Genomic DNA, 25,772 nt, shown 5'->3' with positions numbered 1-25,772 from the left:
GTGGCGTACCGGCAGCGCCTGGCCGGCCCGGCGGCGGCCGTCGCCTGCGTCCTCGCCGGCAGCGCGTGCGCGGCGCCGGCGCCGTCAGGACCGGGGGCGGCGGACGGTTCCGGGCTGGACGGCACGGTCACCGTCTTCGCGGCGGCGTCGCTGCACTCCGTCTTTTCCGGCCTGGCCAACGAGTTCGAGGCCGACCACCCCGGGGTGGACGTGCGCCTGAACAGCGCCGGTTCTTCCGACCTCGCCGCCCAGATCCTCGCGGGCGCCCCGGCGGATATCTTCGCGTCGGCCGACCGGGCAACCATGGACCTGGTTGCCGGGCAGGGATTGAACGACGGCCCGCCGGCGGCCTTCGCCACCAACGTGCTGCAGATCGCGGTGCCGGCCCGGAACCCTGCCGGCGTCGCTTCGCTGGACGATCTGGCCGATCCCGGGGTGAAAACCGTCCTGTGCGCACCCCGGGTTCCCTGCGGCGCCGCGGCCGCCACCGTCCAGCGCGCCGCCGGCGTGGATATTCCGGCGGTCAGCGAAGAGCAGTCGGTTACCGACGTCCTGGGCAAGGTGCTCTCCGGCCAAGCCGATGCCGGCCTGGTATATGCGACGGACGTGCAGGGCGCCGGGGGCAAAGTCCGCGGCATTCCCCTCCCGGAAGCCGGGCAGGCGGTCAACGCCTACCCGATCGTCAGCCTGAAGGGGGCGGACAACCCTGCGGCAGCCGACGCCTTCATCGACCTCGTCACCGGGAGCACCGGCCAACGGGCCCTGGCCGCCGCGGGATTCGGCCCGCCGTAGCCGCTGCCCCGCACCCGGGCATGACGAGGGTGCCGGCCGGGATTGCGGACAACTTCGGAACGAACGGGAAACTATGAATACGACGACGGCGGTGCGCGCCCCGGTGCCTTACTGGGTGTATCCGCTGGCTGCAGCCGGCGCTGCCTTCGTCCTGCTGCCGTTGGCCGGGATGGCGGCGCGGGTGAACTGGCTGGAGTTTCCCCGGCTCGTCACCTCCGAGTCGTCGCTGGCCGCGCTGGGCCTGAGCCTGCGGACTGCCGCGGCCAGCACGGCCTTATGCGTCGTGCTGGGCGTCCCGATGGCGCTGGTGTTGGCGCGCAGCAGGTTCCCGGGCCAGCAGGTGGTCCGGTCGCTGGTGCTGTTGCCCCTGGTGCTGCCGCCCGTCGTCGGCGGTCTGGCGCTGCTGTATACGTTCGGGCGCCGCGGCCTGCTCGGCGGCAGCTTCGAAATGGTCGGCGTCGAGATCGCCTTCTCCACCACCGCCGTGGTGCTCGCGCAGTCATTCGTGGCGCTGCCATTCCTGGTGCTCAGCCTCGAAGGTGCGCTGCGCACGGCGGGCACCAGGTATGAAGCGGTCGCGGCAACGCTGGGCGCCCGGCCGTCCCGGGTCCTGCGCACGGTGACACTGCCGCTGGTGCTGCCGGGGCTGCTCTCCGGGGCGGTGCTGTCCTTTGCCCGGTGCCTGGGCGAGTTCGGAGCCACGCTGACTTTTGCCGGAAGCCTGGAGGGAGTCACGCGCACGCTCCCGCTGGAGATCTACCTGCAGCGGGAAACCGATGCCGATGCTGCGGTGGCGCTGTCGCTCGTGCTGGTGGTGGTCGCCGTGGCCGTGGTGATGCTGGTCCACCGCAGGACCGGCCCGGCCTGGGCGGCGGGTGTCGGGTGAGCCTGGAACTGACCGCGCGGCTGCCGTCCCGGGGCTTCGAGGCGGACTTCAGCGTTGTGGACGCAGAAACCGTCGCCGTGCTCGGCCCGAACGGTGCCGGAAAGTCCACCCTGCTGGGTGTGGTGTCCGGGCTGCTGCGTCCCGCCTGGGGCCGGGCGGAACTGGACGGCAAGGTGCTGTTCAGCGTCGGGCAGACGCAGCCGGACCGCTGGGTGCCTGCCCATGCCCGCGGCGTCGGCCTGCTGGCGCAGGAACCGCTGTTGTTTCCGCATCTGGGCGTCGAGGCCAATGTCGCCTACGGACTGCGCAGCCGGGGAGCCTCCCGGGCCGAAGCCCGCGAGGCCGCCCGGCATTGGCTGGCGGAACTGGACGCCTCCGGGCTGGCGGACCGCCGGCCGGCCGAGCTTTCCGGGGGCCAGGCGCAGCGCGTCGCGGTGGCCCGTGCGCTGGCGGCCGACCCCTCGCTGCTGCTGTTTGACGAGCCGATGTCCGCCCTCGATATCACGGCGGCGCCGGCCCTGCGCAGGCTGCTCCGCAGGGTCCTGGCAGGGCGCAGCGCCGTCATCGTCACCCATGACGCGCTGGATGCCCTGCTGCTGGCCGACCGGGTGGTGGTCATGGACGGCGGGCGGATCGTCGAGCAGGGGCCGGTCCGCGAGGTGTTTGCCCGGCCGCGCAGTGCCTTCGCCGCCGGCATGACCGGCCTGAATTTCGTCACCGGCACCGCCACGGAGACCGGGCTGGTCGGCGCCGACGGGACGCACTGGAGCGGCGAGGCCGAAGCCGGGCTGCGTCCCGGGGAGCCGGCGGCGGCGGTGTTCCGCCCTGCCTCGGTGGCGCTGTTCCCGGACCCGCCGGCCGGAAGCCCGCGCAACTCCGTGGCGGCCACCGTGACCGAACTGGTGCCGCACGGCGGCCTGGTCACGGTCAGGGCCGGCTGGCTGGCGGCCGAGGTCACGCCCGCCGCGGTATCCGACCTCACGCTGGCGCCGGGGGAACGCGTGCACTTTGTGGTCAAGGCGGCCGAGGTTGCGATCTACCGGCGCTGACAGTCCCGTCCGGGGGCACGGGCGGGGCCGTCCGCGGGCGTCCCCTAGGATGGCACCAGAACATGTACCAGCGGCGGCACAAACCCCCGGCATAACCGGCCGCAGTTCCGCCTGCGACAAGGAGGGCCAGTGGCACAGAGCGTTGCCGGGCATTGCGCCGACGTCGAGGAACTGCTCCGTCACGCGGCACGCGGCTGCCTCGCCGGGAGCGAGACGGTGGCACTGGCGTCGGCCCTCGGGCGGGTGCTGGCCGCCGATGTAGCCGCGCCGATGAGCCTGCCGCCCTTCGCGAACTCGCAGATGGACGGCTACGCGGTCCGCAGCGCGGAGACCGCCGGCGGCGCCGAGCTCGCCGTGGCGGCGGCGATTCCCGCCGGACATGCCGCCCCGGCGCTGCCGCCGAACGCGGCCGCACCGATCATGACGGGGGCCATGCTGCCCGAGGGGGCCGACGCCGTCGTGCCGATCGAGGAAGCCGTGCCGGACGCCTTCCTTGCTGAGGGCGAGGGGCGCACGGTCACGCTGCCGGAAACTCCGGCCGGCCGGTTTGTCCGCCCGGCCGGCAGCGATATTGCCGCCGGCGACGTCGCGCTGGCGGCCGGGACGGTGCTGAAGGCGCCGCAACTGGGCCTGCTCGCCGCGCTCGGCCTGGCCTCCGCCGAGGTGCGGCCGCGGCTGCGGGTGCTGCTGCTGAGCACGGGCGACGAGGTGGTGGCCGCCGGCACACGGTTGGAGGCCGGGCAGATCTACGATGCCAACAACACCATGCTGGCGGCAGCGCTGCGGGAGGCCGGCTGCGAGGTGGTGTTGAGCCGGATCCTGGCCGACTCGGCGCCGGAGTTCCGCCGCCGGCTCGACGACGACCTGCGCCGCCACGGCGCCGACCTCGTGCTGACCTCCGGCGGAATCTCCAAGGGCGCCTTCGAAGTGGTCCGGCAGGCGCTCGAGCCCGAAGGGGTGGCTTTCGGCTCGGTGGCGATGCAGCCGGGCGGACCGCAGGGCGCCGGCCGGATCGGTGACGCGGTCTTCCTGGCCTTCCCGGGCAACCCGGTCAGTTGCCTGGTCTCGTTCGAGATGTTCCTGCGGCCCGCGCTGACGGCCGTGCTGGGAGCCCCCGCACCGCGGACGGTGCTGCGCGCCCCGCTGGCGGAAGCCGCGGAGTCGCCCGCCGCCAAACACCAGGTGCGGCGCGGCCGTTACGACGGCGAACGGGTGCAGTTGGTGGGCGGGGCAGGGTCCCATTTGGTGCACGCGCTGGCGCAGTCCAATGCGCTGGTCCACCTGCCCGTGGGGATGGAGCGCGCCGAAGCCGGCCAAGACGTGGAAATATGGCTGCTATGAGCGAAGCAGAACGCCTGACCCACGTCCGCGAGGACGGCACGGCGCACATGGTCGATGTCAGCGGCAAGGACGAAACCACCCGGGAGGCGACCGCGCAGGCCGTGCTCACCACCCGCCCCGACGTGGTCGAACTCCTGGCCGCCGGATCGCTGCCCAAGGGCGACGCGTTGGCCGTCAGCCGGGTGGCCGGGATCATGGCGGCCAAGCAGACGCCGCAGCTGATCCCGCTGTGCCATCCGCTGCCGATCAGCAAGGTCACCGTCGACTTTTTCCCGGCCGCGGAGTCCGTGCGGATCGAGGCGACGGTGAAGACGCGATCGGTCACCGGCGTGGAAATGGAGGCACTGACCTCCGCCTCGGTGGCAGCGCTGAGCCTGTACGACATGATCAAGGCCGTGGACAAGCACGCGGTCATCTCCGACATCAAGGTGCTGGCCAAATCCGGGGGCAAGAGCGGGGACTGGGCGCTGTGAGCGCCAGGACCGCAGGCATCATCGTTGCCTCCACCCGCGCCGCGGCCGGCGCCTACGAGGACGAATGCGCGCCGTTGATTTCCGAGTGGCTGGCCGGACACGGCCTGGCCGCCGGCGTCCCGCAGATCGTCGCCGACGGCGAACCCGTCCGGCAGGCGCTGCGGAAGATGCTCGCTGCCGGGCCCCGGGTCATCGTCACCAGCGGAGGCACCGGACTGGCCGCCGACGACCGCACCCCGGAAATCACCGCCGTCGCGCTGGAACGGGAACTGCCGGGCGTGATGGAAGCCATCCGCAGCTACGGGCGGACCATGACCCCGCTGGCTGCGCTGAGCAGGGGCGTGGCCGGAACCGCCGGGTCCACCTTCGTGGTCAATCTGCCCGGATCTCCCGGGGGAGTGCGCGACGGGCTGGCCGCCCTGGATCCGCTGATCGGGCACATCTGCGCGCAGCTGGAAGGCGATACCGACGCCGGCCACTCCGGCTAGGCGCCGCCCCTGCCGGTCAGGGGATACTGGAACCATGCAGCTGATGAGAGGACGACGATGACCAGCACGGTGCTGTATGCCGCGGTGACCGGTGAAGCAATCGACGTGGGGGAGGCGGCCGCAGCGGTGGATTCAGCCGACTGCGGTGCCGTGGTCAGCTTCAGCGGCGTGGTCCGCAACCACGACGGCGGCCAGGCCGTGACCGCGCTTTCCTACTCCGCCCACCCCAGCGCCCAGCGCGTGATCGCCGAGGTCGCGGGGCAGATCGCCGCCGAGCACCACGGCGTGCGGATCTGGGTGGCACACCGCACCGGACCGTTGGCGATCGGGGATCCGGCCCTGGTCGCCGCCGTCGCCTCGGCGCACCGCGCCGAAGCCTTTGCCGCCTGTTCAGAGCTGGTGGACAGGATCAAGGAAGAGGTCCCGGTCTGGAAAGAACAGCACTTCGCCGACGGCAGCACCGAATGGGTGGGCATCGGCCATTGACATCCTCCCCCGTACTAGGTGACGGGGATTCCTCAGGCAGGCGCATGTGCGACCGCTCGCAGGGTGGTTCCTGCTTCGTTGGGGTGGGCCGGCGCTGACGCCGGGCTTACCTTCCCTCCACAGGCGTTTAGGGTCTCCGCATGTCCTGCGGCGACTCGCATCAGGTTTACTGCGGCGTTGTTGTCTCGGTCGTGCACTGCCCCGCATCGGCAGGTCCAAGACCTGACCTTCAGTGGTTTGGTTTCGCCGATGATCCCGCACGCCGAGCAGAGTCGGGTGGATGGGAATGACCGTTCCGCCTTGATCAGGGTGCGTCCGGCCTCAGTGGCTTTTTCCGCGATCAGCCGCAGGAGCATACCCCAGCCGGCGTCGTGGACGGATTTGGCCAGCCGGGTCCTGGCCAAGCCCGTAATGCCCAGGGTTTCGGCACCGATGACTTGGTTTTCATCAACGATCCTGCGGGCAAGTTTGTGATGGTGGTCGGCCCGGGTCTCCCGGACCTTGCGGTGGAGGACGGCGACCTTGCGGCGCGACTTCTTTCGGTTCGCCGAGTCCTTCTGTCGGCGGGCCAGCTCTTTTTGGGCCTTGGCCAGCTTGGCAAGCTTGTTCTTCAGGTGCCGCGGGTTCTCAATCTTTTCACTGGTGCCGTCGATGTACGCAATCGCGGCAAGGTGCTCCAGGCCAAGATCGATGCCGGCCACTTTGTGCTTTGGCCCGGGGCGGTGGACCGAGGCCACCTCGACCACGAACGAGGCATAATAGCGGCCGTCCGCTTCCCGGATGAGGGTCACGCTGGTCGGCTCTGAAGGCAGCGGCCGGGACCAGACGACCCTCACTGCACCGATCTTGGGCAGCGCCAGCCGGCCCCCGCCGGGACCCGTGTTGGTCCAGCCGCCCTTGACTCGGAACCGTGCGTTACCAGTAAACCGGGCCGCCTGTGTGCCATCCCGCCGGGACCTGAACCGCGGGGCACCCACCCGACGACCCTTGCGGCGGCCGGTGACGGAGTTGAAGAAATTCCGGTAGGCCCTGTCGGCATCGGCCAGCGCTTGCTGCAGCGGAATCGCCGACACCTCAGCAAGCCACGCCCGCGCCGGGGTCTGCTTCGCAGCCGTCAGCTCCCGGGACAGTTCCGCGGCAGACGGAAGCCTCTCACCCTGTTCACGGGCGGCTCGGCGGGCAGCGATGGCATCGTTGAACACCACCCGTACGCAACCGAACAGCCGGGCCAGATGCTGCTCCTGATCCGGCGTCGGGTAGGCACGGTAGCGGTAACGCTTCGACACGCTTCCAAGATATTTGTTGCCTATGACAAAAACGGTGTATCCCCAAAGGAAATCCGGTGCTCCGAGGACAGCCCCCGTTTTGTACCTAACCAAAATGCGGCGGCGGGGGATCTGAAGAGATCCCCAAACGTGATCCCTGTCGCAGTTAGAGCCCGCAGTTCCGGAAACCGGAACGGCATTACCGGAACTCCGGGCGGCGCCAGTCCGGGTGATACTTCGCCGGATCCGTCGATGACACCCTCGCTGGACGTCATCCGAGAGTACATCGAGCAACAAGTACGAACAGGCTGACATCGCCCGCGACGTCTATACCCCCAACTGAATTTGGCGCACAGCGGCGCATTCAGTAGCGATACGCTGGAGGGCATGACTGAGCAACTTGCCGTGGCCGTGCTGGGCGCCGGCGGACGGATGGGCAGCGAGGCCGTCAGGGCCATCCAGGCCGCCCCGGACCTGGACCTGGTGGCCGCGCTGAAGCGGGGCGACGCGCTGGAAGAACTGGTGGCCGCGGGGACACAGGTCGTGGTGGACCTGACCACGCCGGACAACACCGAGGCCAACGTCCGCTTCGCCGTCGAGCACGGCATGCACGCGGTGGTCGGCACCACCGGCTGGGACCAGGCCAAGCGGGAGTCGTTGACGCAGCTGCTGGAACAGCACCCCGGAACGGGCGTGCTGATTGCCCCCAACTTCGCGCTCGGTTCCGTGCTGGCATCAGCCTTCGCGGCCACCGCAGCCAAGTACTTCGAATCGGTGGAGATCATCGAGCTGCACCACCCGGACAAGGTGGATGCACCCTCCGGCACCGCCGTCCGGACGGCGCAGCTGGTGGCCGCCGCCCGCCAGGACGCAGACGTCCCCGCCGGCCCTGACGCCACCACCAAGGCGCTCGACGGAGCCCGCGGCGCCGACGTTGACGGCGTGCGCGTGCACAGCGTGAGGCTGCGCGGCCTGGTGGCGCACCAGGAAGTGCTGCTCGGCGGGCCAGGCGAACAACTGACCATCCGGCACGATTCGTTCGACCGCGCCTCCTTCATGCCCGGCGTCCTGCTGGGCGTGCGGACCGTCACCGGGCGGCCCGGACTGACCTACGGACTAGACGGGTACCTGGAACTTTCATGAGCAACACCGGACACACGGGCCCCGCAGCGGACGGCGGCAACGGCAGCATCGGCTGGTATGCCCGGCACGGAGCCAAGATCTGGGTCGGTGTGATCATCGTCCTGCTCGTGGGCTACCTGGGAGCCACGCTGCAGCGGGCCTGGCTGATGCTCACCGAACCCGACCCCGTGGCCAAGGGCCTGGGCGTCGCGCTGGTGGTCCTGCCGGTCATCGGGGCCTGGGCGCTGAGCCGGGAACTGCTGTTCGGCTCGCGGATGTCCAAGCTGGCCCGGACCCTGGAAGCCGAAGGAGGGTTGCCGGTGGACGACCTGCCGCGCACGCCCGGCGGGCGCATCGTGCGGGAGGCGGCCGACCGGGAGTTCCTGGTGTACAAGGCCGAGGCCGAGGCTGCGCCGGACGACTGGCGCAGCTGGTTCCGCCTCTCGTGCGCCTATGACGCTGCAGGGGACCGCAAGCGCGCCCGCGAGTCCATGCGCCACGCCATCACCCTCAGCCGCTCCTAAACCGTTCAGCGGCCCCGGCTGCCGGCCGGCCGGAGTGCCTCGCGGGTCAGCCGCGCCGCGGTGGAGGTCACCAGCTCGAACGGTCCGCGCCACCCCAAGGCCAGGAAAGCCATGCCCACCGCCACCGCCGCCAACGCCTGCCACAGGTAGGCCGGAAGTTCCGGAGCGGCCGGCGGCAACGCGCTGACGACCCAGACGTGGGCAGAGTAGAGGGTCAGCGTCATGGCGCCGGCGCCCGCGAGCGGCAGCAGCAGCCACGGCAGCCGGGAAGTCAGCAGCAGGCACACCGCCAGGACCGCGGCGGAGGTGCCCACCGTGTGCAGCAGGTCAAAGGTCGTTCCGGAATGCGGCGACGCGCCGCCCAGCCACCACCACGAGCCGCGTTGCTCGATCCAGCTCATGTTCACCTGGTACACCAGATCGAAGTCCGGCCGCCGTGCCGCTTCGGTTGCCGCTACCTCCGCATAACCGCCGAGCCGTTCCATCAGGAACCAGGAACCGGCCTTGGCGGCCACGGCCAGCACCGCGCCCACCGCCAGCAGCCCGAGCTGCACGCCCGTGCGTTGCAGTTCCATGCGCCCGATCAGCAGGCCGGCCAGCAAATACCCGAGCCACTGCACCACGGGATAGTAGCCGGTGAGGAAAATATCGCTGAGCAGCGTAGCCGGCGTCAGCAGGTCGTAGACCATGGGGTTGTGGCCCAGCTCGGCCGGATGCACGGCCGCTTCGGCCAAGGGCCGCAGCAGGTGGGCCAGCACCGGCGAGAAGACGATCCAGCCGGCCGCCCACAGCGCCAGCACCCCGCGGCGCAGCTGAAGGAACGGCAGCGCACACAGGAACAGGACGCCGTAGTGGACCAGGATCACCGCGACGTTTACCTCCAGCGCGCCCAGCAGCATGCCGACCGTGGCAATGAGCAGCGCACGCACGGCAATGCCCCCGCGGTCCGCGGCCAGGTTCCCGCCGCGGTGGCCGCGGCTCCCGCCGGTGAGCAGCGCCAGCCCGACCCCGGCCAGGACCGCGAACAGCGCCGACGAGCGCCCGGAGAGCACCAGGCCCACGAAGTTCGGCTGCGGATCCGTGCCGGCGGTCCACGGCGAGAAGATGTGGGTCGCCATCATGCCCAGCAAGGCGATGCCGCGGGCCGCATCAATCCCGGCAATCCGCGGGCGGGTGGAACCTGGGCGCATGCACCGATACTCTCACAGCCGGCGGGGAGGCGGCTGTGAACCCAGCGGCCGGCGCACGATACCGTGAGGGAATGAACAGGTTCCAGAACCCGGCTGCCGCGCTCACGGAGCGGCCATGATGGGATTCGCAGTCAACGGGGATGACGGCGTGCGGCTGGCTTTCGAGGACACCGGCACCGGGGAGCCGCTGCTGCTGGTCCATGGAACCGCCCTGTCCAAGGCCACCTGGCGGGGGCTGGGCTACCAGCGTGCCCTCAAACCGCGGCACCGGGTGATCTCCCTGGACATGCGCGGGCACGGCCGCAGCGACAAACCGCACGATGAGGGCGCCTACACGATGGAGCGTTTCATGGGCGACGTCGAAGCGGTGCTGGACGCCTGCGGGCTGGAAAGCGCGGACTACTTCGGTTATTCCTTCGGCGCACGGGTCGGACTCGCGATGGCCGTTTACCGGCGGGAGCGCCTGCGTTCGCTCACGATGCTTGGCGGAACCCACCGGAGCATGGCCGGCCAGGTCGGCAAGCTCTTCTTTCCCGACTATCTGGACGCGCTGGAGACGGGCGGGATGGAAGAGTTCCTCCGCCGCTGGAACGAGCGCCGCGCCGTGCCGGTTGACGCGGCCACCCGGCAGGCCTTCCTGGCCAACGACCCGGCAGCGCTCGCCGCCTACTTCCGCGCGGGCGAAGAGCTGCCCGGCCTCGATCCCCGCCAAGTCCAGCGGATCCGGTTACCCGTCCTGCTGATTGCCGGCAGCGAGGACCACCCCCGCGCCGCGGAATCGCGCCAGGCCGCCGCCTTGCTGCCCGACGGACACTTTGCCGGGCTCCCGGGCCTGGACCACGCCGGGTGCCTCTCCGCCCAGGACGACGTGACCGCCTTGCTGACCGATTTCCTGGGACGCGTCCACACGCCCCGCTGACGAACCCCGGGCCGCGCGCCCCGGGCGCGGGGCGGAGCCACGGCACGTGACGTGTAACTCTGTGTCGCGCCTTGTACGCCATTGCTGATCGGGCCGTCGGACACGGTAACGTTTTCCCTATGGTTGAGTCTGACGTTCGTGAGTATCCTTTCGGCACCATGGTCACCGCTATGGTCACCCCCTTCACGGAGGAGGGCGAGGTCGATTACGGGAAGGCAGCCGAACTGGCGGACAAGTTGGTCCAGGACGGTTCCGACGGGCTCGTCGTCACCGGCACCACCGGCGAGACCTCGACGCTCACCGACGATGAGAACGAGGGAATGTTCCGGGCCGTCGTTGAGGCAGTGGGCGGACGGGCAAAGGTGATTGCCGGGTCCACCACCAACGACACCCGCCACTCGATCAGCCTCTCCCGGCGCGCCGCCAGCGCCGGCGTGGACGGACTGCTGATCACCGCCCCCTATTACAACAAGCCAAGCCAGGCCGGTGTGCAGGCCCACATCGAAACCATCGCTTCGGCCATCGGCCTGCCGGTCATGGTCTACGACATCCCCGGCCGCGCCGGCATCAACATCGAGACGGAAACCCTGATCCGGCTGGCGGAGCACCCGCTCGTCGTCGCGCTCAAGGACGCCAAGGCGGACTACGCCGCAACCACCCGGGTCCTGGCCAACACGGACCTCGACGTCTACGCGGGCGACGACGGCCTGACGCTGCCGCTGATGGCGGCCGGCGCCGTCGGCGTGGTCAGCGTGAGCGCGCACGTGGCCACCCGGCAGTTCCGGGAACTCGTCGATGCCGCACTGGCGGGGGACTTCGCCACCGCACGCCGGCTCCACTTCGAACTGGACCCGATCATCCGGGCGGTGATGACACACATCCAGGGTGCGGTCGCTGCCAAGCAAATCTTGAAGTGGCAGGGCGTCCTGCCGAATTCGGTGGTCCGGCTCCCGCTGGTGGAACCGACGGAGGCCGAGCTCGCGCCGGTCCGCGCCGACCTGGCCGAGGCCGGCCTGGCGCTGGGGGTCTGACCACCCGATGAGCGAATCCACCATCACACAGCTGCGCACGCCGCCGCTGCTTGAACCGGGGACGCTCCGCATTGTTCCGCTCGGCGGACTCGGGGAAATCGGCCGCAACATGGCGGTCTTCGAGATCGACTCCAAGCTGCTGGTGGTCGACTGCGGCGTGCTGTTCCCGGAAGAGCACCAGCCGGGAGTGGACCTGATCCTGCCGGACTTCTCGTACATCGAGGACCGGCTCGACGACGTCGTCGGCGTGGTCCTTACCCACGGGCATGAAGACCACATCGGCGCGGTCCCGTACCTGCTGCGGATGCGGCAGGACATCCCGCTGATCGGTTCCCGGCTCACCCTGGCCCTGGTCGAGGCCAAGCTGGCCGAGCACCGGATCAAACCGCATGCCCTCACCGTCACGGAGGGCCAGATCGAGCAGTTCGGTCCCTTCGAGTGCGAATTCGTGGCGGTCAACCACTCGATCCCGGACGCCTTGGCGGTCTTCATCCGCACTGCGGCCGGCACGGTGCTGCACACCGGCGACTTCAAGATGGACCAGTTGCCGCTGGACGGCCGGATCACCGACCTGCGCGCGTTCGCCCGGCTGGGGGAGGAAGGCGTGGACCTCTTCATGGCCGACTCCACGAACGCCGACGTCCCCGGCTTCACCACGGCGGAGAACGAAATCGGCCCGGTGCTGGAGCGCTTGTTCGGCCAGGTGCAAAAACGCATCATCGTCGCCTCCTTCGCCTCCCACGTGCACCGCGTGCAGCAGGTGCTCGACTCCGCCGCGGCCCACGGCCGGCACGTGGCGTTCGTCGGCCGCTCCATGGTGCGGAACATGGGCATCGCGGCCAAACTGGGCTACCTGAACGTTCCCGACGGCATCCTCGTGGACCTGAAAAACGTCGAGGACTTCCCGGACGACCGGATCGTGCTGATGTCCACCGGATCGCAAGGCGAGCCGATGGCGGCGCTGTCCCGCATGGCCAACGGCGACCACCGCGTCCAGGTCGGCGCGGGGGACACGGTGATTTTGGCGTCGTCGCTGATTCCGGGCAACGAGAACGCCGTCTTCCGGGTGATCAACGGCCTGCTGAAGCTTGGCGCCGACGTCATCCACAAGGGCAATGCCAAGGTCCACGTGTCCGGCCACGCTGCCGCCGGCGAACTGCTGTACTGCTACAACATCCTGCGGCCCAAGAACGCCCTGCCGGTGCACGGTGAGACCCGCCACCTGATCGCCAACGGCCGGCTGGCCGAGCAGACCGGCGTGCCCGCCGCGAACGTTTTGCTCGCGGACGACGGATCGGTCGTCGACTTGAAGGACGGCACGGCACGCATTGTCGGCCAGATCGAATGCGGCTACGTGTATGTGGACGGATCCAGCATCGGCGAAATCACCGACGCCGACCTCAAGGACCGCCGGATCCTGGGCGAGGAAGGCTTCATCTCCGTCATCACCGTGGTGAACCGCAGCACCGGCCAGATCGTCTCCGGCCCCGAAATCCATGCGCGCGGGTTCGCCGAGGACGATTCGGTGTTCGACGACATCAAACCCAAGATCATCGCCGCCCTGGAAGAAGCCGTGGTCAACAACATGGACCACACGACGTACCAACTGCAGCAGGTGGTCCGCCGGGTGATCGGCACCTGGGTCAACAAGCGGCACCGCCGCCGGCCGATGATCGTTCCCGTGGTCCTGGAGGCCTGATCCCGCAACCGGCGCAGCCGATCCGCCGGGGCGAAATCCCGCGGATGACGCCGGACAGCCGGTAACCTAGCCACTATGGCGACTCGTACTTCCCCTGCCCGAAAAGGCACCCAGCAGTCGCGCGGTAAGGCTACAGGCACCACTGCGCGCTCCTCCTCGGGGCGTTCCAGCAAGACCAAGGTGCTCGACGTGCAGCCCCAGGAGGAGCAACTGCCGCTGCTGGCCCGGCTGATCCATGGGCTGTGGATGGGCGTGGCGCGTCCGGTGGCGGCGGGCGTCCGGAAGCTGGGCCCCGATGTGCGGCCCGATCCCGCACTGCGCCGCGACGGCACCGGCTTCTTCCTGCTGCTGTTGGCCGCCTGCGTGGCCACGGTGGAGTGGTGGGCGCTTGACGGCTGGTTCGGAGACGCCGTGCATGCCATGGCCGGCGGGACCTTCGGCTGGATGGCGCTGGTGTTGCCGGTGCTGCTGCTGATCATGGCCGTGCGCCTGATGCGCTACCCGGAGGGCTCGCCCGCCAACAGCCGCATCTCCATCGGCCTCATCCTGGCGCTGGCGTCCGGTTCCGGGCTGGCCCACGTCATCGGCGGGCAGCCCGCGCTGGCCGACGGCTTCGATGCCCTGTGGGCGGCCGGCGGCATGGCCGGCTTCCTGCTTGCCGCACCGCTGGCGGCGGTCAACCTGTGGCTGCCGGTCGCCTTTTACGGGCTGCTGGCCTTCACCAGCATCCTGATCGTGACCGCCACGCCGTTCCGCCACATCCCCATGCGCCTGCGGATGCTCTACGAGCACCTGATGGGCCAGGACCCCTCGGCAGAAGCCGAGCACCGGCCGGCCACCGACGGGCATGACCAAAGCTACCTCTACGCCGATGCAGCCCCGGCCAAGGAACGCAAGCCGCGGCGCAAGCTGTTCGGCAAGCGCAAGACCGAAGAGGCCGAGGGCGCCGACGACGAGGGTTTCTACTTCGACGAGGCGTTCGAAACACCGGTGATTGAGGCCGAGGAACCTGAGGAAGAAGCCGGAACGGAGCAGGCGGCACCGGCCGTGCCGCCGGGGGTGCGCAGGCCCACCCAGGCCGAGCTCGCCGTCGAAAAAATCAAGCGCAACCAGGGGCTGGTACCCGAGGGCGCCACCGAGGCGTTGCCGGTGCTGCCTGCCGCCGCGCCGGCGGCCGCAGCCCCCACCGTCCCGTCCAATCCGGTGCAGCCGCAGCCGCCGACCACCCCGATCCCGCAGCGCACCGAGCAGTTGCAGTTGGCCGGGGACGTCGCCTACACCCTGCCGCCCTCGGATTTCCTGCCGCCGGGTCCGCCCTCGAAGGAACGCTCGGAGGCGAACGACGCCGTTGTCAAGGCGCTGACCGAGACGCTGGACCAGTTCAAGGTGGACGCGAAGGTGACCGGGTTCTCCCGCGGCCCGACGGTGACCCGCTACGAGATCGAGCTGGCGCCGGGCACCAAGGTCGAACGGGTCACGGCGCTGTCGAAGAACATCTCCTACGCCGTGGCCAGCTCCGACGTGCGCATCCTGTCGCCGATTCCCGGAAAGTCGGCCATCGGCATCGAAATCCCGAACACGGACCGCGAGACGGTCTCCCTGGGCGACGTGCTCAGGTCGAACAATGCCCGCAAGACCGAGCATCCGATGGTCATGGGCGTGGGCAAGGACGTGGAGGGCGGCTTCGTGCTGGCCAACCTCGCCAAGATGCCGCACCTGCTCGTCGCGGGCGCCACCGGCGCGGGCAAGTCTTCGTTCGTGAATTCGATGATCACCTCGATCCTGATGCGCTCGACGCCGGACGAGGTGCGGATGGTCATGGTGGACCCCAAGCGCGTGGAACTGACCGCGTACGAGGGCGTGCCGCATCTGATCACGCCGATCATCACCAATCCGAAGAAGGCAGCCGAGGCGTTGCAGTGGGTGGTCCGGGAGATGGACACCCGCTACGACGACCTCGCCAACTTCGGTTTCAAGCACATCGATGATTTCAACAAGGCCGTGCGCAACGGGAAGGTTGTGCCGCCGGCCGGGTCCAAGCGCGTGATCAAGCCCTACCCGTACCTGCTGGTGATCGTGGACGAGCTCGCGGACCTGATGATGGTCGCCCCGCGGGACGTTGAGGACTCCATTGTCCGCATCACCCAGCTTGCCCGCGCCGCCGGCATCCACCTGGTGTTGGCCACCCAGCGGCCCTCGGTGGACGTGGTGACCGGCTTGATCAAGGCCAACGTCCCGTCGCGGATGGCGTTCGCCACCTCGTCGGTGACCGACTCCCGCGTTGTGCTCGACCAGCCCGGCGCCGAGAAACTGATCGGCCAGGGCGACGCCCTGTTCCTGCCGATGGGCGCCAACAAGCCCATCCGCGTCCAGGGGGCCTGGGTCTCCGAATCGGAAATCCACCGGGTGGTGGAACACGTCAAGGGACAGCTGCAGGCCGTGTACCGGGAGGACGTCGCCGTCGAGGCGCCGAAGAAGCAGATCGACGACGACATCGGAGACGACCTGGACGTGCTGCTGCAGGCGACCGAACTCGTGGTCACCACGCAGTTCGGCTCGACGTCGATGCTGCAGCGGAAGCTGCGCGTGGGCTTTGCCAAGGCCGGCCGCCTGATGGACCTGCTCGAGTCCAGGGGCGTGGTCGGCCCCTCCGAGGGCTCCAAGGCACGCGACGTGCTGGTCAAGCCGGACGACCTGGCCGCCACGCTCGCCGCTATCCGGGGCGACGAGCCACCCGCGGCCGCCCCGGGCGAGGCGAGCGAAGCCGATTCGCTGACGGAGGCGCTGGCAGAGAACGCCAACGCGAACCACGGTTTCGACGGCCCGCGTGACTTGGTTGCCGAGGACCTGGACTCCCGGCCGCAGGCGGAGGACTATTACGACGGCGACGATTCAGGGTCCGAAGACGCCTGGAGCCTGACCGGGCGCTGACGAACGTGCCGCACGCCCGGTCGGCGGCTGAAGGGGCACGGCAGGCGGGTAGCCTTGAAACCGTGACTGATTCAGTGTCCCGGCCCGTGCCCCTGCTCAATATCGCCAACGTCCTCACTACGGTGCGGATCCTGCTGGTTCCGTTTTTCATCTGGTTCCTGCTGGTTGACGCCGGAGCGGGGCAGCTGTTCCGGTGGCTGGCCGTGGTGGTGTTTGCCGTCGCGATCTACACCGACAAGCTTGACGGCGATCTGGCACGGTCCCGGGGCCTGATCACCAACTTCGGCAAGATCGCCGACCCGATCGCCGACAAACTCCTGATCGGCTCGGCCCTGATCCTGCTGTCGGTGCTGGGCGACCTGCCGTGGTGGATCACCATCGTCATCCTGGTCCGGGAGCTGGGCATCACCTTGCTGCGTTTCGTCGTCATCCGCTACGGCGTCATGCCGGCCTCGCGCGGCGGCAAGCTGAAGACCGTACTGCAAACCTTGGCGATCTTCCTTTTCCTCCTGCCGCTGGAGGCATGGCTCGGAGCCTGGGCCGTCTGGGCGGCCTTTGCCGTCATGGCTGTCGCCGTCGTCGTCACCGTGGTGACCGGGGTCGACTACGTGGTCAAAGCCGCGGCACTGCGCCGTACTGCCCTCGCGAAGACACAGGGCCGGCAGTGAACCACACACCCGCGTCCGAGGTCGTAGGGGCCGCCATCGCAGGGAAGGTGGCGTTGGCCACCGCCGAATCCCTGACGGCAGGAATGGTGGCGGCGGAGCTGGCCACCGTGCCGGGAGCTTCGGGTACGCTCCAGGGCGGCGTCGTGGCTTACCAGAGCCGGATCAAGGCGACGGTGCTCGGCGTCGACGCGGGGCTGTTGGCGCACGAGGGCGCGGTCACGGAAGCGGTCGCGTGCCAGATGGCCGACGGCGCCAGGCGCGTGTTGCAGGCGGACATCGCGGTGTCCACCACCGGAGTGGCGGGACCGGAACCGCACGGCGGACGGGATCCAGGAACCGTGTGGATCGGCGTCGCGTCCCCGGCAGGCACGCGGGCCGTCGAGTTCCGCTTCGAGGGGGACCGCGCCCACATCCGGCGGCTGGCGTGTGAAGCCGCCATCGATGAACTCGGCCGCGCGATCGACGCGGCCGCGGGCCTGGCGGTAACGCGGATTCGGGCCCGGGAACAAAAACTTTGATTCAGTAGTTATCAAAGGGTGTCAGCAACTGTTACGTTGTTGGCCTAGGCTTGGAAAACAGCGGCGCAGGCCGCACACCTCATGAGGGAGCAAGGCGATACAGATGGTAAAGCAGCCCGTGTCCGTAAACGGTGTAGTCCGTTGGCGTGATGTGGGATTGGCCGAAGAACCGCGCAGGGAACAGAAGGAGCGCAAAATGGTGGTGCTACGACACGAAATTGGCGACGTCCTCCGCGATGTCCGGCAGCGTCAGGGACGTACCCTTCGCGAAGTGTCGCACAGCGCCCGTGTCTCCCTTGGATACCTGAGCGAAGTCGAACGCGGTCAGAAGGAAGCATCGTCGGAACTCTTGTCCTCGATCTGCTCGGCCTTGGACGTTCCCCTGTCGCACATGCTCCGGGAAGTCAGCGACCGCGTCGCTGACGCCGAGGGCGTTGTCATCCCCGACACCGTTCCGCAGGAACTGTCCCGGGAGTTTGTCGGGGCCATTCCCGACGAGCTGCCCGACGAGCTCCGCGGATTGGCTTCCGCCCGCTACTGACCCCAGAACCTGAACCGGCCGGTTTCGCCTCCGTGGCGGAACCGGCCGGTTTTGTTGTACCCGCCGGTGTCCGCGGGCCGCGCCTGCCCGTCGACCGGAACTGCTGCTAGTGGACCGGCGGCTCGTTCGCGTACGAAGCGTTGAGCCGGTCCAGCAACTGTCCCAGCGTGGACAAGTCTTCGACGGACCAGTCGCCAAGACGCTCGTGGAAGGCGACTTTGCGGGCGGCCTGTGCCTCGGCCAGCTTCTCCAGTCCGGCAGCAGTCAGGGTGATCGATTGGGCCCGCCCGTCCAGTGGATCCGCCTCCTTGCCCACCAGTCCCAACTGCTCCAGCATGGCGATCTGGCGGCTGACAGAGGGTTTGCCAACACCGATGGCCGCCGCCAGTTCGGTCAGGCGCATGGAGCGCTCCCGCTGGAGGATCAGCAGCAGCCCGTAAGCGGCAGGCTCCATATCCGGGTGGACGTTCCGCGCCACCCGGTGCGAGTTCGCCCTGGCCCGGCGCCAGAGCAGGCTCAACTGCCGTTCAAGAGCTTCGATGGCCGCATCGAACCCTGCATCTGCGCCGCCTGTGGCATGGTCTGTCATGGGCTAATTGTAATGAGCGGGGTGCAGACGAAGGGCAAGGGCGGCGTGACGCGCCGGATGCGCCGGCGGCTGGCGCTGAATCCGGGTCGCGACCGGTTGTTACCGGACGCACCCGTGAGAAGATGGACGCGTGCGAACCAGTGACTTCTGGCGGTTGATGGACGATGAATTCGGTCCCGCGTACTCGCATGTCCTCGCTGCCGATCTGGTGCTGGGGCAACTCGGGGGGCGTACCGCGGCGGAAGCGCTGGCTGCAGGAATCCCGCCCAAATCCGTGTGGCTGGCCCTCTGCGATGTCCAGGACGTTCCCCCGGAACGGCGCTGGGGCAAGGACCGCGAGCCGCGCGGCTGAAACAGACACGCCCGCGCACGAAAGCCGATATGTTCGAAAGTGTGTTCGGACCCCGCTAAGCTTCTACACAGACCCCCGGGTGGACGGATTATCCACACGCTCCGCTGCCGATCCCATATTGTCCGAACCGGCGGTTACGGTCGGAAGACGTCAAGACAAAAAAGGCCCGAGGGCCGCAAGAGACTGAGGTGAACAATGGCCGCACCAGCTGACCGCGAGAAGGCACTGGAAGCTGCGCTGGCGCAGATCGACAAGCAGTTCGGCAAGGGGTCGGTGATGCGGCTCGGTGACGACACGCGCGCCCCCATCGAAACGATCTCCACCAGCTCGATCACCTTGGACGCGGCACTGGGCATCGGCGGGTTGCCGCGGGGCCGCGTGGTGGAAATCTACGGTCCGGAATCTTCCGGCAAGACCACCGTGGCGCTTCACGCCGTGGCCAGCGCGCAGAAGAACGGCGGCATCGCAGCCTTCATCGACGCCGAGCACGCCCTGGACCCCGAATATGCCAAGAAGCTTGGCGTTGACACCGACGCCTTGCTGGTATCGCAGCCGGATACCGGTGAGCAGGCCCTGGAAATCATGGACATGCTGATTGGCTCCGGCTCGCTGGATATCATCGTGATCGACTCCGTGGCAGCCCTCGTGCCCCGCGCGGAAATCGAGGGCGAAATGGGCGACAGCCACGTTGGTCTCCAGGCGCGCCTGATGAGCCAGGCCCTGCGAAAGATCACCGGGCGGCTCAGCCAATCGAAGACCACGGCGATTTTCATCAACCAGCTGCGCGAAAAGATCGGCGTGTTCTTCGGCAGCCCGGAGACCACCACCGGCGGTAAGGCGCTGAAGTTCTATGCCTCGGTGCGCATCGACGTGCGCCGGATCGAAACCTTGAAAGACGGTGCCAACCCGGTGGGCAACCGCACCCGGGCCAAAATCGTCAAGAACAAGATGGCACCGCCTTTCAAGCAGGCAGAGTTCGACATCCTCTACGGTCACGGCATTTCCCGCGAGGGCAGCCTGATCGACATGGGCGTGGAGCATTCGCTGGTCAAGAAGTCAGGCGCATGGTTCACCTACGACGGTGACCAGCTTGGCCAAGGCAAGGAAAACGCCCGCAAGTTCCTGATCGATAACCCGGACCTGGCAGATGAGCTGGAGCGCAAGATCCGGCAGAAGCTCGGAATCGACCCCGTACCGGACAGCGGAGAAGAAGGCGGGCCGAAGCTCAAGGCCGTCGACGGATTCTAGGTGGCCCGCAGGCACGGTCCGGCCGCCGGGCCCACGCCGGGCAGCCCGGCCGATCTGGCGCCCGAGGCGGATCCTCACGCAGTGGCACGCTCGATTGTGCTGGGCGCGCTGACACGGTCCCCGAAGAGCCGCGCCCAGCTGGCCGCAAAGCTGGCTGAGCGCGGCGTCCCGGACGACGTCGCCGAGTCGGTCCTCGATCGATTTGAGGAAGTCAAGCTCATTGACGACGCAGAGTTCGCCGAAATGTGGGTGCGCAGCCGCTCCCAGACCCGTTCGTTGGCGCGCGCTGCCCTCAAGCGGGAACTCGCGGAAAAGGGGATTTCCGGCGACATCGCCGAGCAGGCGCTTGACCAGCTTTCGCCCGACGACGAGCTTGAAGCCGCGCGGGGACTGGTTCGCCGCAAAATCCGTCCCGATTGGCACCTGACGGACCGGTCGGAAAGGGACAAGCATCTGCGGCGGTTGGTTTCCATGCTGGCCCGCAAGGGCTATCCGCCCTCCCTCGCCTACCGGGTTGCGGATGAGGAACTCGGCGACGCCACCAACCCGGAGTCCTAAGCCCAGTCGTTATGGCTTTGAGACTTTTCCTGAAATGGTCGGTATCATTGTGCGACTGTGAGCCCATCGCATAATGAACGACGACAATCCACCCAGCTACGCAGGAGCACCCGCAGGCGGCGGCGCCTCCGGATTGCGGCAGGCCTGGCCCTTGGCTCTGTCGCTGCCGTCGGTGCAACGGCGGCAACGGGCCTCCACAACGGTCAAAGCCCATCCGCAGCCGTGGGATCCATCGGAGCCCCGGTGGAGCAGCTGATGGGTTGGAGCGACCCGGACGAGGGACAGCGGGCGTTGGCGCGTGCTGCCCAGCGGCAGCAAGAGCAGCGGGCAGCCACAGACGCAGCCGCCCCGAAGAATGCCGCCCGGGCGGGGGAAGCACGCCACGCGGGGGAACAGGAAACTGCCGCCGGACAGCCGGAGGAAGCCGCTGCCGCGGAGGTCACAGAGCAGGAAGCCGCCGCCCGGAAGAGTGCGGGCCAACAAGGCACCGCCGGGACGCAGGCGGATCCGGCACCGCAGGCCGCGCCGGCGGACACGGCCGGGAAGGCGGCTGCTGCGGACACGGCCAAAGAACACGCTGCAGCTGGTGCGGCCGAAGAACAGGCTGCAGCTGGTGCAGCCGCAGAACAAGACGGCTCCCGGGCGCCCGCCGAAGCACCGAGGAGCGACTCCGGGCCAGCCGAGGCCTACGCCGGAGGCGCCATGTCTTCCGCCGGCTGGGGCGCCGGGGAGTTGGGCTGCCTCGAAACGCTCTGGAACAAGGAAGCGGAAGGGAGCTCCAGCGCTGCCGAACCGACCAGCGGCGGGTATTTTTTCCGGTCCCGGATCGACCGGGGCCTGGACTACATCGAGTCCCGGTACGGTTCGCCGTGCTTGGCACTGGACTTCCAGCTGGACAACAACTGGTACTGATCTTCGGCCCGCAGATTGTGGCCCGTCCCGCCGCAGGCCGTACCCTTGTAAGGTGAGTTTGACTGCCCCTGCCCCGACCATCGAGTTGCAGCCCGAAGCCCGCACCTACCAAGTGCGCACGTTCGGCTGCCAGATGAACGTACACGATTCCGAGCGGCTTGCCGGGCTTCTCGAAGCAGCCGGCATGGTCGAATCCCAAGGCGCGCAGGCCGACGTCGTGGTGTTCAACACCTGTGCGGTGCGGGAGAACGCCGACAACAAGCTGTACGGCAACCTTGGCCAGCTCGCCCCCGTGAAGGAACGCAACCCCGGCATGCAGATCGCCGTCGGTGGTTGCCTGGCGCAGAAGGACCGCGAGACGATCCTCCAGAAGGCGCCCTGGGTGGACGTCGTGTTCGGCACTCACAACGTGGGTTCCCTTCCCGCGCTGCTGGAGCGTGCCCGGCACAATAACGAAGCGCAGCTGGAAATCCTCGAATCGCTCGATGTCTTCCCCTCGACGCTGCCCACCAAGCGCGACGCGGTGTACTCCGGGTGGGTTTCCATCTCGGTCGGTTGCAACAACACCTGCACGTTCTGCATCGTGCCCTCGCTGCGCGGCAAGGAACGCGACCGCCGGCCGGGGGACATTCTGGCGGAGGTCCAGGCCCTGGTCGATGACGGTGCCATCGAGGTCACCCTGCTGGGGCAGAACGTGAACTCCTACGGAGTGGAATTCGGCGACCGCGGCGCCTTCGCGAAGCTGCTGCGCGCCTGCGGCAGCATTGACGGCCTCGAACGGGTCCGGTTCACCAGCCCGCACCCGGCGGCATTTACCGACGACGTCATCGATGCCATGGCCGAAACCCCCAACGTGATGCCGCAGCTGCACATGCCGCTGCAGTCCGGTTCGGACAAGGTCCTGAAGGACATGCGCCGCTCCTACCGGTCCACGAAGTTCCTGGGTATCCTCGACAAGGTCCGGGAACGGATTCCGCACGCGGCCATCTCCACCGACATCATCGTCGGCTTTCCGGGGGAGACGGAGGAGGACTTCCAGGCCACGCTGGACGTGGTGGAACGGGCCCGCTTCGCCAGTGCCTTCACCTTCCAGTACTCCAAGCGGCCCGGCACGCCGGCCGCGGAACTGCCGGACCAGCTGCCCAAGGCCGTGGTGCAGGAGCGCTACGAGCGTCTGACTGCCCTTCAGGACCGGATTGCCGCTGAAGAGAACGCCAAACAACTGGGCAGACGGCTCGAGGTCATGGTGACAGCCCAGCAGGGACGCAAAGCGGAAGCAACCCACCGGCTCTCCGGGCGGGCCCGCGATCAGCGGCTGGTGCACTTTTCCGTGCCCGAGGGCGCGCCGGCGCCGCGGCCCGGCGATCTGGTCACGGTGACAATCACCGAGGCGGCCCCCTTCCACCTGATCGCCGACCCGCTGTCCGAAGCGGACTACCAACTGCGCCGCTCACGGGCCGGTGATGCGTGGGACCGCTCCCAGGCAGATTCCTGTGCGGTGCCCGCGGCGCCAGGCAGGCCTGCCCAGGTGTCGCTGGGCATGCCGGCGCTGCCCGGCCGAACCAGCTGACGGCGATGCCGGTCCGCCCGCAAACGCTGCCGGACGGCCCGGCGGTCATCGCCGTCGTCGGCCCCACCGGATCCGGAAAGTCTGACCTCGCCGTGGCGCTGGCCCGGCGGCTGGGCGGGGAAGTGATCAACGCCGACGCCATGCAGTTTTACCGCGGCATGGATATCGGCACGGCCAAAATAAACCTCGCCGAGCGGCAAGGGATCGAGCACCACCTGCTCGACATCCTCGACGTGACGGAAGAGGCGAGTGTCTCGGCCTACCAACAACAGGCCAGGGAAGCGATCGATGCCGTGCACGGACGGGGGCGCAGGGCCATCCTCGTCGGTGGCTCAGGATTGTATGTACGGGCTGCCCTCGATGCCATCGAGTTTCCCGGCACCGATCCGGCCCTGCGCCGGGCCCTGGAGGAAGAGCTGGAGGCGCGCGGCCTCGCAGCCATGCGGGAACGGCTGGGGCAGGTCGACCCGGTTTCCGCCGGGCGGCTGGCTGATGCCCGCCGGGTCATCCGGGCGCTGGAGGTCCGGCAACTCACCGGGCGTCCGTTCAGCTCCTACATGCCCGAGCGGGAGTATGTCCGCCCCACCGTGCAGATCGGCCTCCGGGTGGACCGCGAGCAGCTAAAGCACCGCCTGGCCGGTCGCGTCCATACGATGGTGGAACGCGGACTCCTGGACGAGGTCGCCGCACTGGACCGGCAGGGTCTGCGCCAGGGCCGAACAGCCTCGCGGGCGCTCGGCTACGCGCAGTTCCTGAAGGTGGTCGACGGCGAATGGACCCGGGACGAGGCTGCCGAGGACACCATCACCGCCACCCGCAAGTTCGCGCGGCGCCAGCTGACGTGGTTCCGCGCCGATCCCAGGATCCACTGGCTCGACTGGGAGGATCCGCTGGTGGCGGACAAGGCGGCCGCGCACATCGCTAAGCTTGAGCCGTGAACAACCCCATTCCTGATCATCTGTCAGCCCTCGCCGGGCTGTCCTTTGCCAAGGGGCACGGCACCGGCAACGACTTCGTGCTGATTGCCGATCCGGACGGCGTCAAGAACATCGGAGCCGAAGCGGTCGCCGGGCTCTGCCACCGCCACCTGGGCATCGGCGCAGACGGGCTCATCCGTGCGGTCCGGTCCCGGCACCTGCCCGAGGGCCGGGAGCTGCTGGAGAGGGCGCCGGAGGCCGAGTGGTTCATGGACTACCGCAATGCCGACGGCTCAACCTCGGAGATGTGCGGCAATGGGGTCCGCGTCTTCGTGCACTTCCTGCTGGCCGAAGGACTGGTTGAGCTGGCGGCGGGGGAATCGCTGACGATCGGCACGCGCGCGGGAGTCAAAATCGTCAGCAGGTCCGCCAACGGCTATGCCGTGGACATGGGGCCTTGGGAGTTCATCTATCCAGCGGAGGCTGCCGCCAGGGCGATGGACTCCACGGTAAGCGCAGGAGGCCTCCAGGTGCCGCGGCCCGCACTGTCGGTGAGCCTGGGGAACCCGCACACGGTGGTCGCCCTTGCCGGGCTCGAAGAACTGGCCGCCACCGAATTGTTCCACGCGCCGGCCGTGGATCCGGTTCCGGAGAACGGCACGAACGTGGAATTTGTCGTGCCGGCGGAACCCCTCGTGGCCGACGGAGCCGGGCACATCAGCATGCGCGTGCACGAGCGCGGGGTGGGGGAGACGCAGTCCTGCGGGACCGGCGCCTGTGCTGCTGCCGCCGCCATCCGCTACTGGGCGGGTGCGGGCGCTCCCGACGACTGGCAGGTCGGGGTGCCGGGCGGCGTCGTCCGCGTCCGGTTCATCCCTGCGGCCGACGGGCGGGAACATGTGGAGCTGAGCGGCCCTGCCGTGCTGGTGTCCCGAGGCACCCTGGCCTGAGGAAAGCGCCTCAGCCGGCCCGCCGGACACAGAGCACACGGAACGCCTTTGCGGTGCTTTCACGGCTCACGGTATAGCCCGACGGCAGCTCGGCCGAAAGCCAGCGCTGCAGGGAGTCCGACCCCAGGTTCTTTTGGACGACCAGCCAGGCGGAGCCCCCCGGTGCGAGCCGGGGCAGCCACATCAACAGCAGTTCGTGGAGCTCGCTCTTGCCGATCCGAATCGGAGGATTGGACCAGATGGTTTGGAACTGCAGGCCCGGGTCGACCTCTTCGGGGCGGCAGGCGCGAACATTGACCAGTCCCAGGGCCGCGGCGTTGTCATTGGTCAAAGCGATGCTGCGTTCGTTGACATCCACAGCCAGCACCGTGGCACCGGGGGACTTCAGTCCCATCGTGAGCGCAAGAGGTCCCCACCCGCAGCCGACGTCCAGCAGGTTGCCTTCCGGTGCCGGCGGCGGGACCTCGTCCATCAGCACCGCCGTGCCCTTGTCTACGCCGTCCGGGCTGAAGATGCCGCCGGCTGTCTGCAGCTGCCGCATGCGGCCGTCCAGCTCGACGGCGAGGGTGCGGCGAACCTCGGGATTGCCTGGCTGCGCGCTGAAGTAGTGCTCTGTTCCCATAATCGGCCAGATTAGTGCGCATACAGCGGAATCGGTATCAAGGCCCACCTAAGCAGCGTCCGCTCTGATACCGTGGAACGCATGAAAAAACAGTGATTGCGCCGCAGCCTGCTGCCCCGTTCGCACCGGAC

The 25,772-nt window shown here is 68.6% G+C and carries 27 protein-coding genes; 23 read left to right on the top strand and 4 right to left on the bottom strand.

From position 1 onward, the window contains the following. From modA to AC5RVS_RS09200, 7 genes are all read left to right on the top strand, one after another. Entirely contained in the window at positions 1 to 792 is a 792-nt protein-coding gene (gene modA, locus AC5RVS_RS09230; RefSeq protein WP_494107923.1) for a molybdate ABC transporter substrate-binding protein, read from the top strand. A gap of 73 nt (positions 793 to 865) precedes the next feature. Further along, complete coding sequence (locus tag AC5RVS_RS09225; protein ID WP_494107922.1) at positions 866 to 1,678, top strand: ABC transporter permease; 813 nt, start codon at positions 866 to 868, stop codon at positions 1,676 to 1,678. After that, positions 1,675 to 2,727 (top strand): sulfate/molybdate ABC transporter ATP-binding protein, encoded by a 1,053-nt coding sequence (locus tag AC5RVS_RS09220; protein ID WP_494107921.1) that lies wholly within the window; start codon positions 1,675 to 1,677, stop codon positions 2,725 to 2,727. Before AC5RVS_RS09225 ends, AC5RVS_RS09220 begins: the two co-directional genes overlap by 4 nt. Positions 2,728 to 2,856: 129 nt before the next feature. After that, entirely contained in the window at positions 2,857 to 4,068 is a 1,212-nt protein-coding gene (locus tag AC5RVS_RS09215) for a molybdopterin molybdotransferase MoeA (protein WP_494107920.1), read from the top strand. Then, the gene (gene moaC / locus AC5RVS_RS09210; protein WP_494107919.1) at positions 4,065 to 4,541 is read left to right on the top strand and encodes a cyclic pyranopterin monophosphate synthase MoaC; all 477 of its coding nucleotides are present in this window, start codon (positions 4,065 to 4,067) and stop codon (positions 4,539 to 4,541) included. The genes AC5RVS_RS09215 and moaC overlap by 4 nt, the downstream gene beginning before the upstream one ends. Beyond that, complete coding sequence (locus AC5RVS_RS09205) at positions 4,538 to 5,029, top strand: MogA/MoaB family molybdenum cofactor biosynthesis protein (protein WP_494107918.1); 492 nt, start codon at positions 4,538 to 4,540, stop codon at positions 5,027 to 5,029. The genes moaC and AC5RVS_RS09205 overlap by 4 nt, the downstream gene beginning before the upstream one ends. 57 nt (positions 5,030 to 5,086) lie before the next feature. Then, positions 5,087 to 5,515, top strand: a complete 429-nt coding sequence (locus AC5RVS_RS09200; protein WP_494107917.1) for a molybdenum cofactor biosynthesis protein MoaE — start codon at positions 5,087 to 5,089, stop codon at positions 5,513 to 5,515. Positions 5,516 to 5,547: 32 nt separating this feature from the next. Here AC5RVS_RS09200 and AC5RVS_RS09195 read toward each other — a convergent pair whose 3' ends face one another. Continuing rightward, positions 5,548 to 6,801, bottom strand: a complete 1,254-nt coding sequence (locus AC5RVS_RS09195) for an RNA-guided endonuclease InsQ/TnpB family protein (RefSeq protein WP_494107916.1) — start codon at positions 6,799 to 6,801, stop codon at positions 5,548 to 5,550. A 366-nt stretch (positions 6,802 to 7,167) separates the two neighbouring features. Here AC5RVS_RS09195 and dapB point away from each other — a divergent pair, with 366 nt between their 5' ends. Both dapB and AC5RVS_RS09185 read left to right on the top strand, forming a co-directional pair. After that, positions 7,168 to 7,923: a 4-hydroxy-tetrahydrodipicolinate reductase gene (gene dapB / locus AC5RVS_RS09190; RefSeq protein WP_494107915.1), complete on the top strand. Its 756-nt coding sequence runs from the start codon at positions 7,168 to 7,170 to the stop codon at positions 7,921 to 7,923. Further along, positions 7,920 to 8,426 carry a tetratricopeptide repeat protein gene (locus AC5RVS_RS09185; protein WP_493988179.1) on the top strand — a complete coding sequence of 169 codons (507 nt, stop codon included), beginning with the start codon at positions 7,920 to 7,922 and terminating at the stop codon, positions 8,424 to 8,426. Before dapB ends, AC5RVS_RS09185 begins: the two co-directional genes overlap by 4 nt. 5 nt (positions 8,427 to 8,431) lie before the next feature. Here AC5RVS_RS09185 and AC5RVS_RS09180 read toward each other — a convergent pair whose 3' ends face one another. Then, positions 8,432 to 9,616 carry a heparan-alpha-glucosaminide N-acetyltransferase domain-containing protein gene (locus tag AC5RVS_RS09180; protein WP_494107914.1) on the bottom strand — a complete coding sequence of 395 codons (1,185 nt, stop codon included), beginning with the start codon at positions 9,614 to 9,616 and terminating at the stop codon, positions 8,432 to 8,434. Positions 9,617 to 9,731: 115 nt separating this feature from the next. On the opposite strand from AC5RVS_RS09180, the gene AC5RVS_RS09175 reads away from it, so the two are divergent. From AC5RVS_RS09175 to AC5RVS_RS09145, 7 genes are all read left to right on the top strand, one after another. After that, entirely contained in the window at positions 9,732 to 10,535 is an 804-nt protein-coding gene (locus tag AC5RVS_RS09175) for an alpha/beta fold hydrolase (protein ID WP_494107913.1), read from the top strand. Positions 10,536 to 10,654: 119 nt separating this feature from the next. Further along, positions 10,655 to 11,566, top strand: a complete 912-nt coding sequence (dapA, locus tag AC5RVS_RS09170; protein WP_493988182.1) for a 4-hydroxy-tetrahydrodipicolinate synthase — start codon at positions 10,655 to 10,657, stop codon at positions 11,564 to 11,566. A gap of 7 nt (positions 11,567 to 11,573) precedes the next feature. Next, positions 11,574 to 13,265 carry a ribonuclease J gene (locus AC5RVS_RS09165; protein WP_494107912.1) on the top strand — a complete coding sequence of 564 codons (1,692 nt, stop codon included), beginning with the start codon at positions 11,574 to 11,576 and terminating at the stop codon, positions 13,263 to 13,265. A gap of 75 nt (positions 13,266 to 13,340) precedes the next feature. Beyond that, a complete protein-coding gene (locus AC5RVS_RS09160) occupies positions 13,341 to 16,196 on the top strand; it encodes an FtsK/SpoIIIE family DNA translocase (protein WP_494107911.1) in 2,856 nt (951 codons plus the stop codon). Between the two features lie 62 nt (positions 16,197 to 16,258). Beyond that, positions 16,259 to 16,864: a CDP-diacylglycerol--glycerol-3-phosphate 3-phosphatidyltransferase gene (gene pgsA, locus AC5RVS_RS09155; RefSeq protein ID WP_494107910.1), complete on the top strand. Its 606-nt coding sequence runs from the start codon at positions 16,259 to 16,261 to the stop codon at positions 16,862 to 16,864. Further along, a complete protein-coding gene (locus AC5RVS_RS09150; protein ID WP_494107909.1) occupies positions 16,861 to 17,382 on the top strand; it encodes a CinA family protein in 522 nt (173 codons plus the stop codon). The genes pgsA and AC5RVS_RS09150 overlap by 4 nt, the downstream gene beginning before the upstream one ends. Positions 17,383 to 17,485: 103 nt before the next feature. Continuing rightward, positions 17,486 to 17,923 (top strand): helix-turn-helix domain-containing protein, encoded by a 438-nt coding sequence (locus AC5RVS_RS09145; RefSeq protein WP_493988187.1) that lies wholly within the window; start codon positions 17,486 to 17,488, stop codon positions 17,921 to 17,923. Positions 17,924 to 18,029: 106 nt separating this feature from the next. On the opposite strand, the gene AC5RVS_RS09140 is transcribed toward AC5RVS_RS09145, so the two are convergent. Then, the gene (locus AC5RVS_RS09140; RefSeq protein WP_494107908.1) at positions 18,030 to 18,512 is read right to left on the bottom strand and encodes a MarR family winged helix-turn-helix transcriptional regulator; all 483 of its coding nucleotides are present in this window, start codon (positions 18,510 to 18,512) and stop codon (positions 18,030 to 18,032) included. Between the two features lie 130 nt (positions 18,513 to 18,642). On the opposite strand from AC5RVS_RS09140, the gene AC5RVS_RS09135 reads away from it, so the two are divergent. The 7 genes from AC5RVS_RS09135 (at position 18,643) to dapF (ending at position 25,019) form a co-directional block, all read left to right on the top strand. Further along, the gene (locus AC5RVS_RS09135; protein WP_493988188.1) at positions 18,643 to 18,864 is read left to right on the top strand and encodes a DUF3046 domain-containing protein; all 222 of its coding nucleotides are present in this window, start codon (positions 18,643 to 18,645) and stop codon (positions 18,862 to 18,864) included. Between the two features lie 195 nt (positions 18,865 to 19,059). Continuing rightward, complete coding sequence (gene recA / locus AC5RVS_RS09130; protein WP_493988189.1) at positions 19,060 to 20,112, top strand: recombinase RecA; 1,053 nt, start codon at positions 19,060 to 19,062, stop codon at positions 20,110 to 20,112. A gap of 81 nt (positions 20,113 to 20,193) precedes the next feature. Next, a complete protein-coding gene (locus tag AC5RVS_RS09125) occupies positions 20,194 to 20,670 on the top strand; it encodes a regulatory protein RecX (RefSeq protein WP_494107907.1) in 477 nt (158 codons plus the stop codon). Positions 20,671 to 20,892: 222 nt separating this feature from the next. After that, positions 20,893 to 21,582: a hypothetical protein gene (locus tag AC5RVS_RS09120; protein WP_494107906.1), complete on the top strand. Its 690-nt coding sequence runs from the start codon at positions 20,893 to 20,895 to the stop codon at positions 21,580 to 21,582. Positions 21,583 to 21,634: 52 nt separating this feature from the next. After that, on the top strand, positions 21,635 to 23,152 hold the full coding sequence (miaB, locus tag AC5RVS_RS09115; protein WP_494107905.1) for a tRNA (N6-isopentenyl adenosine(37)-C2)-methylthiotransferase MiaB: 1,518 nt from the start codon (positions 21,635 to 21,637) through the stop codon (positions 23,150 to 23,152). Between the two features lie 5 nt (positions 23,153 to 23,157). After that, entirely contained in the window at positions 23,158 to 24,090 is a 933-nt protein-coding gene (gene miaA, locus AC5RVS_RS09110; protein ID WP_493988193.1) for a tRNA (adenosine(37)-N6)-dimethylallyltransferase MiaA, read from the top strand. Continuing rightward, a complete protein-coding gene (gene dapF, locus AC5RVS_RS09105) occupies positions 24,087 to 25,019 on the top strand; it encodes a diaminopimelate epimerase (RefSeq protein ID WP_494107904.1) in 933 nt (310 codons plus the stop codon). The genes miaA and dapF overlap by 4 nt, the downstream gene beginning before the upstream one ends. A gap of 10 nt (positions 25,020 to 25,029) precedes the next feature. Here dapF and AC5RVS_RS09100 read toward each other — a convergent pair whose 3' ends face one another. After that, positions 25,030 to 25,641 carry a class I SAM-dependent methyltransferase gene (locus AC5RVS_RS09100; RefSeq protein WP_494107903.1) on the bottom strand — a complete coding sequence of 204 codons (612 nt, stop codon included), beginning with the start codon at positions 25,639 to 25,641 and terminating at the stop codon, positions 25,030 to 25,032. Positions 25,642 to 25,772 lie beyond the last annotated feature (131 nt).

The organism is Arthrobacter sp. Y3221048 (genome assembly GCF_059092685.1).
The sequence above is the reverse complement of the archived record's forward strand: the minus strand, read 5'-3'. Positions and strand labels throughout refer to the sequence as shown.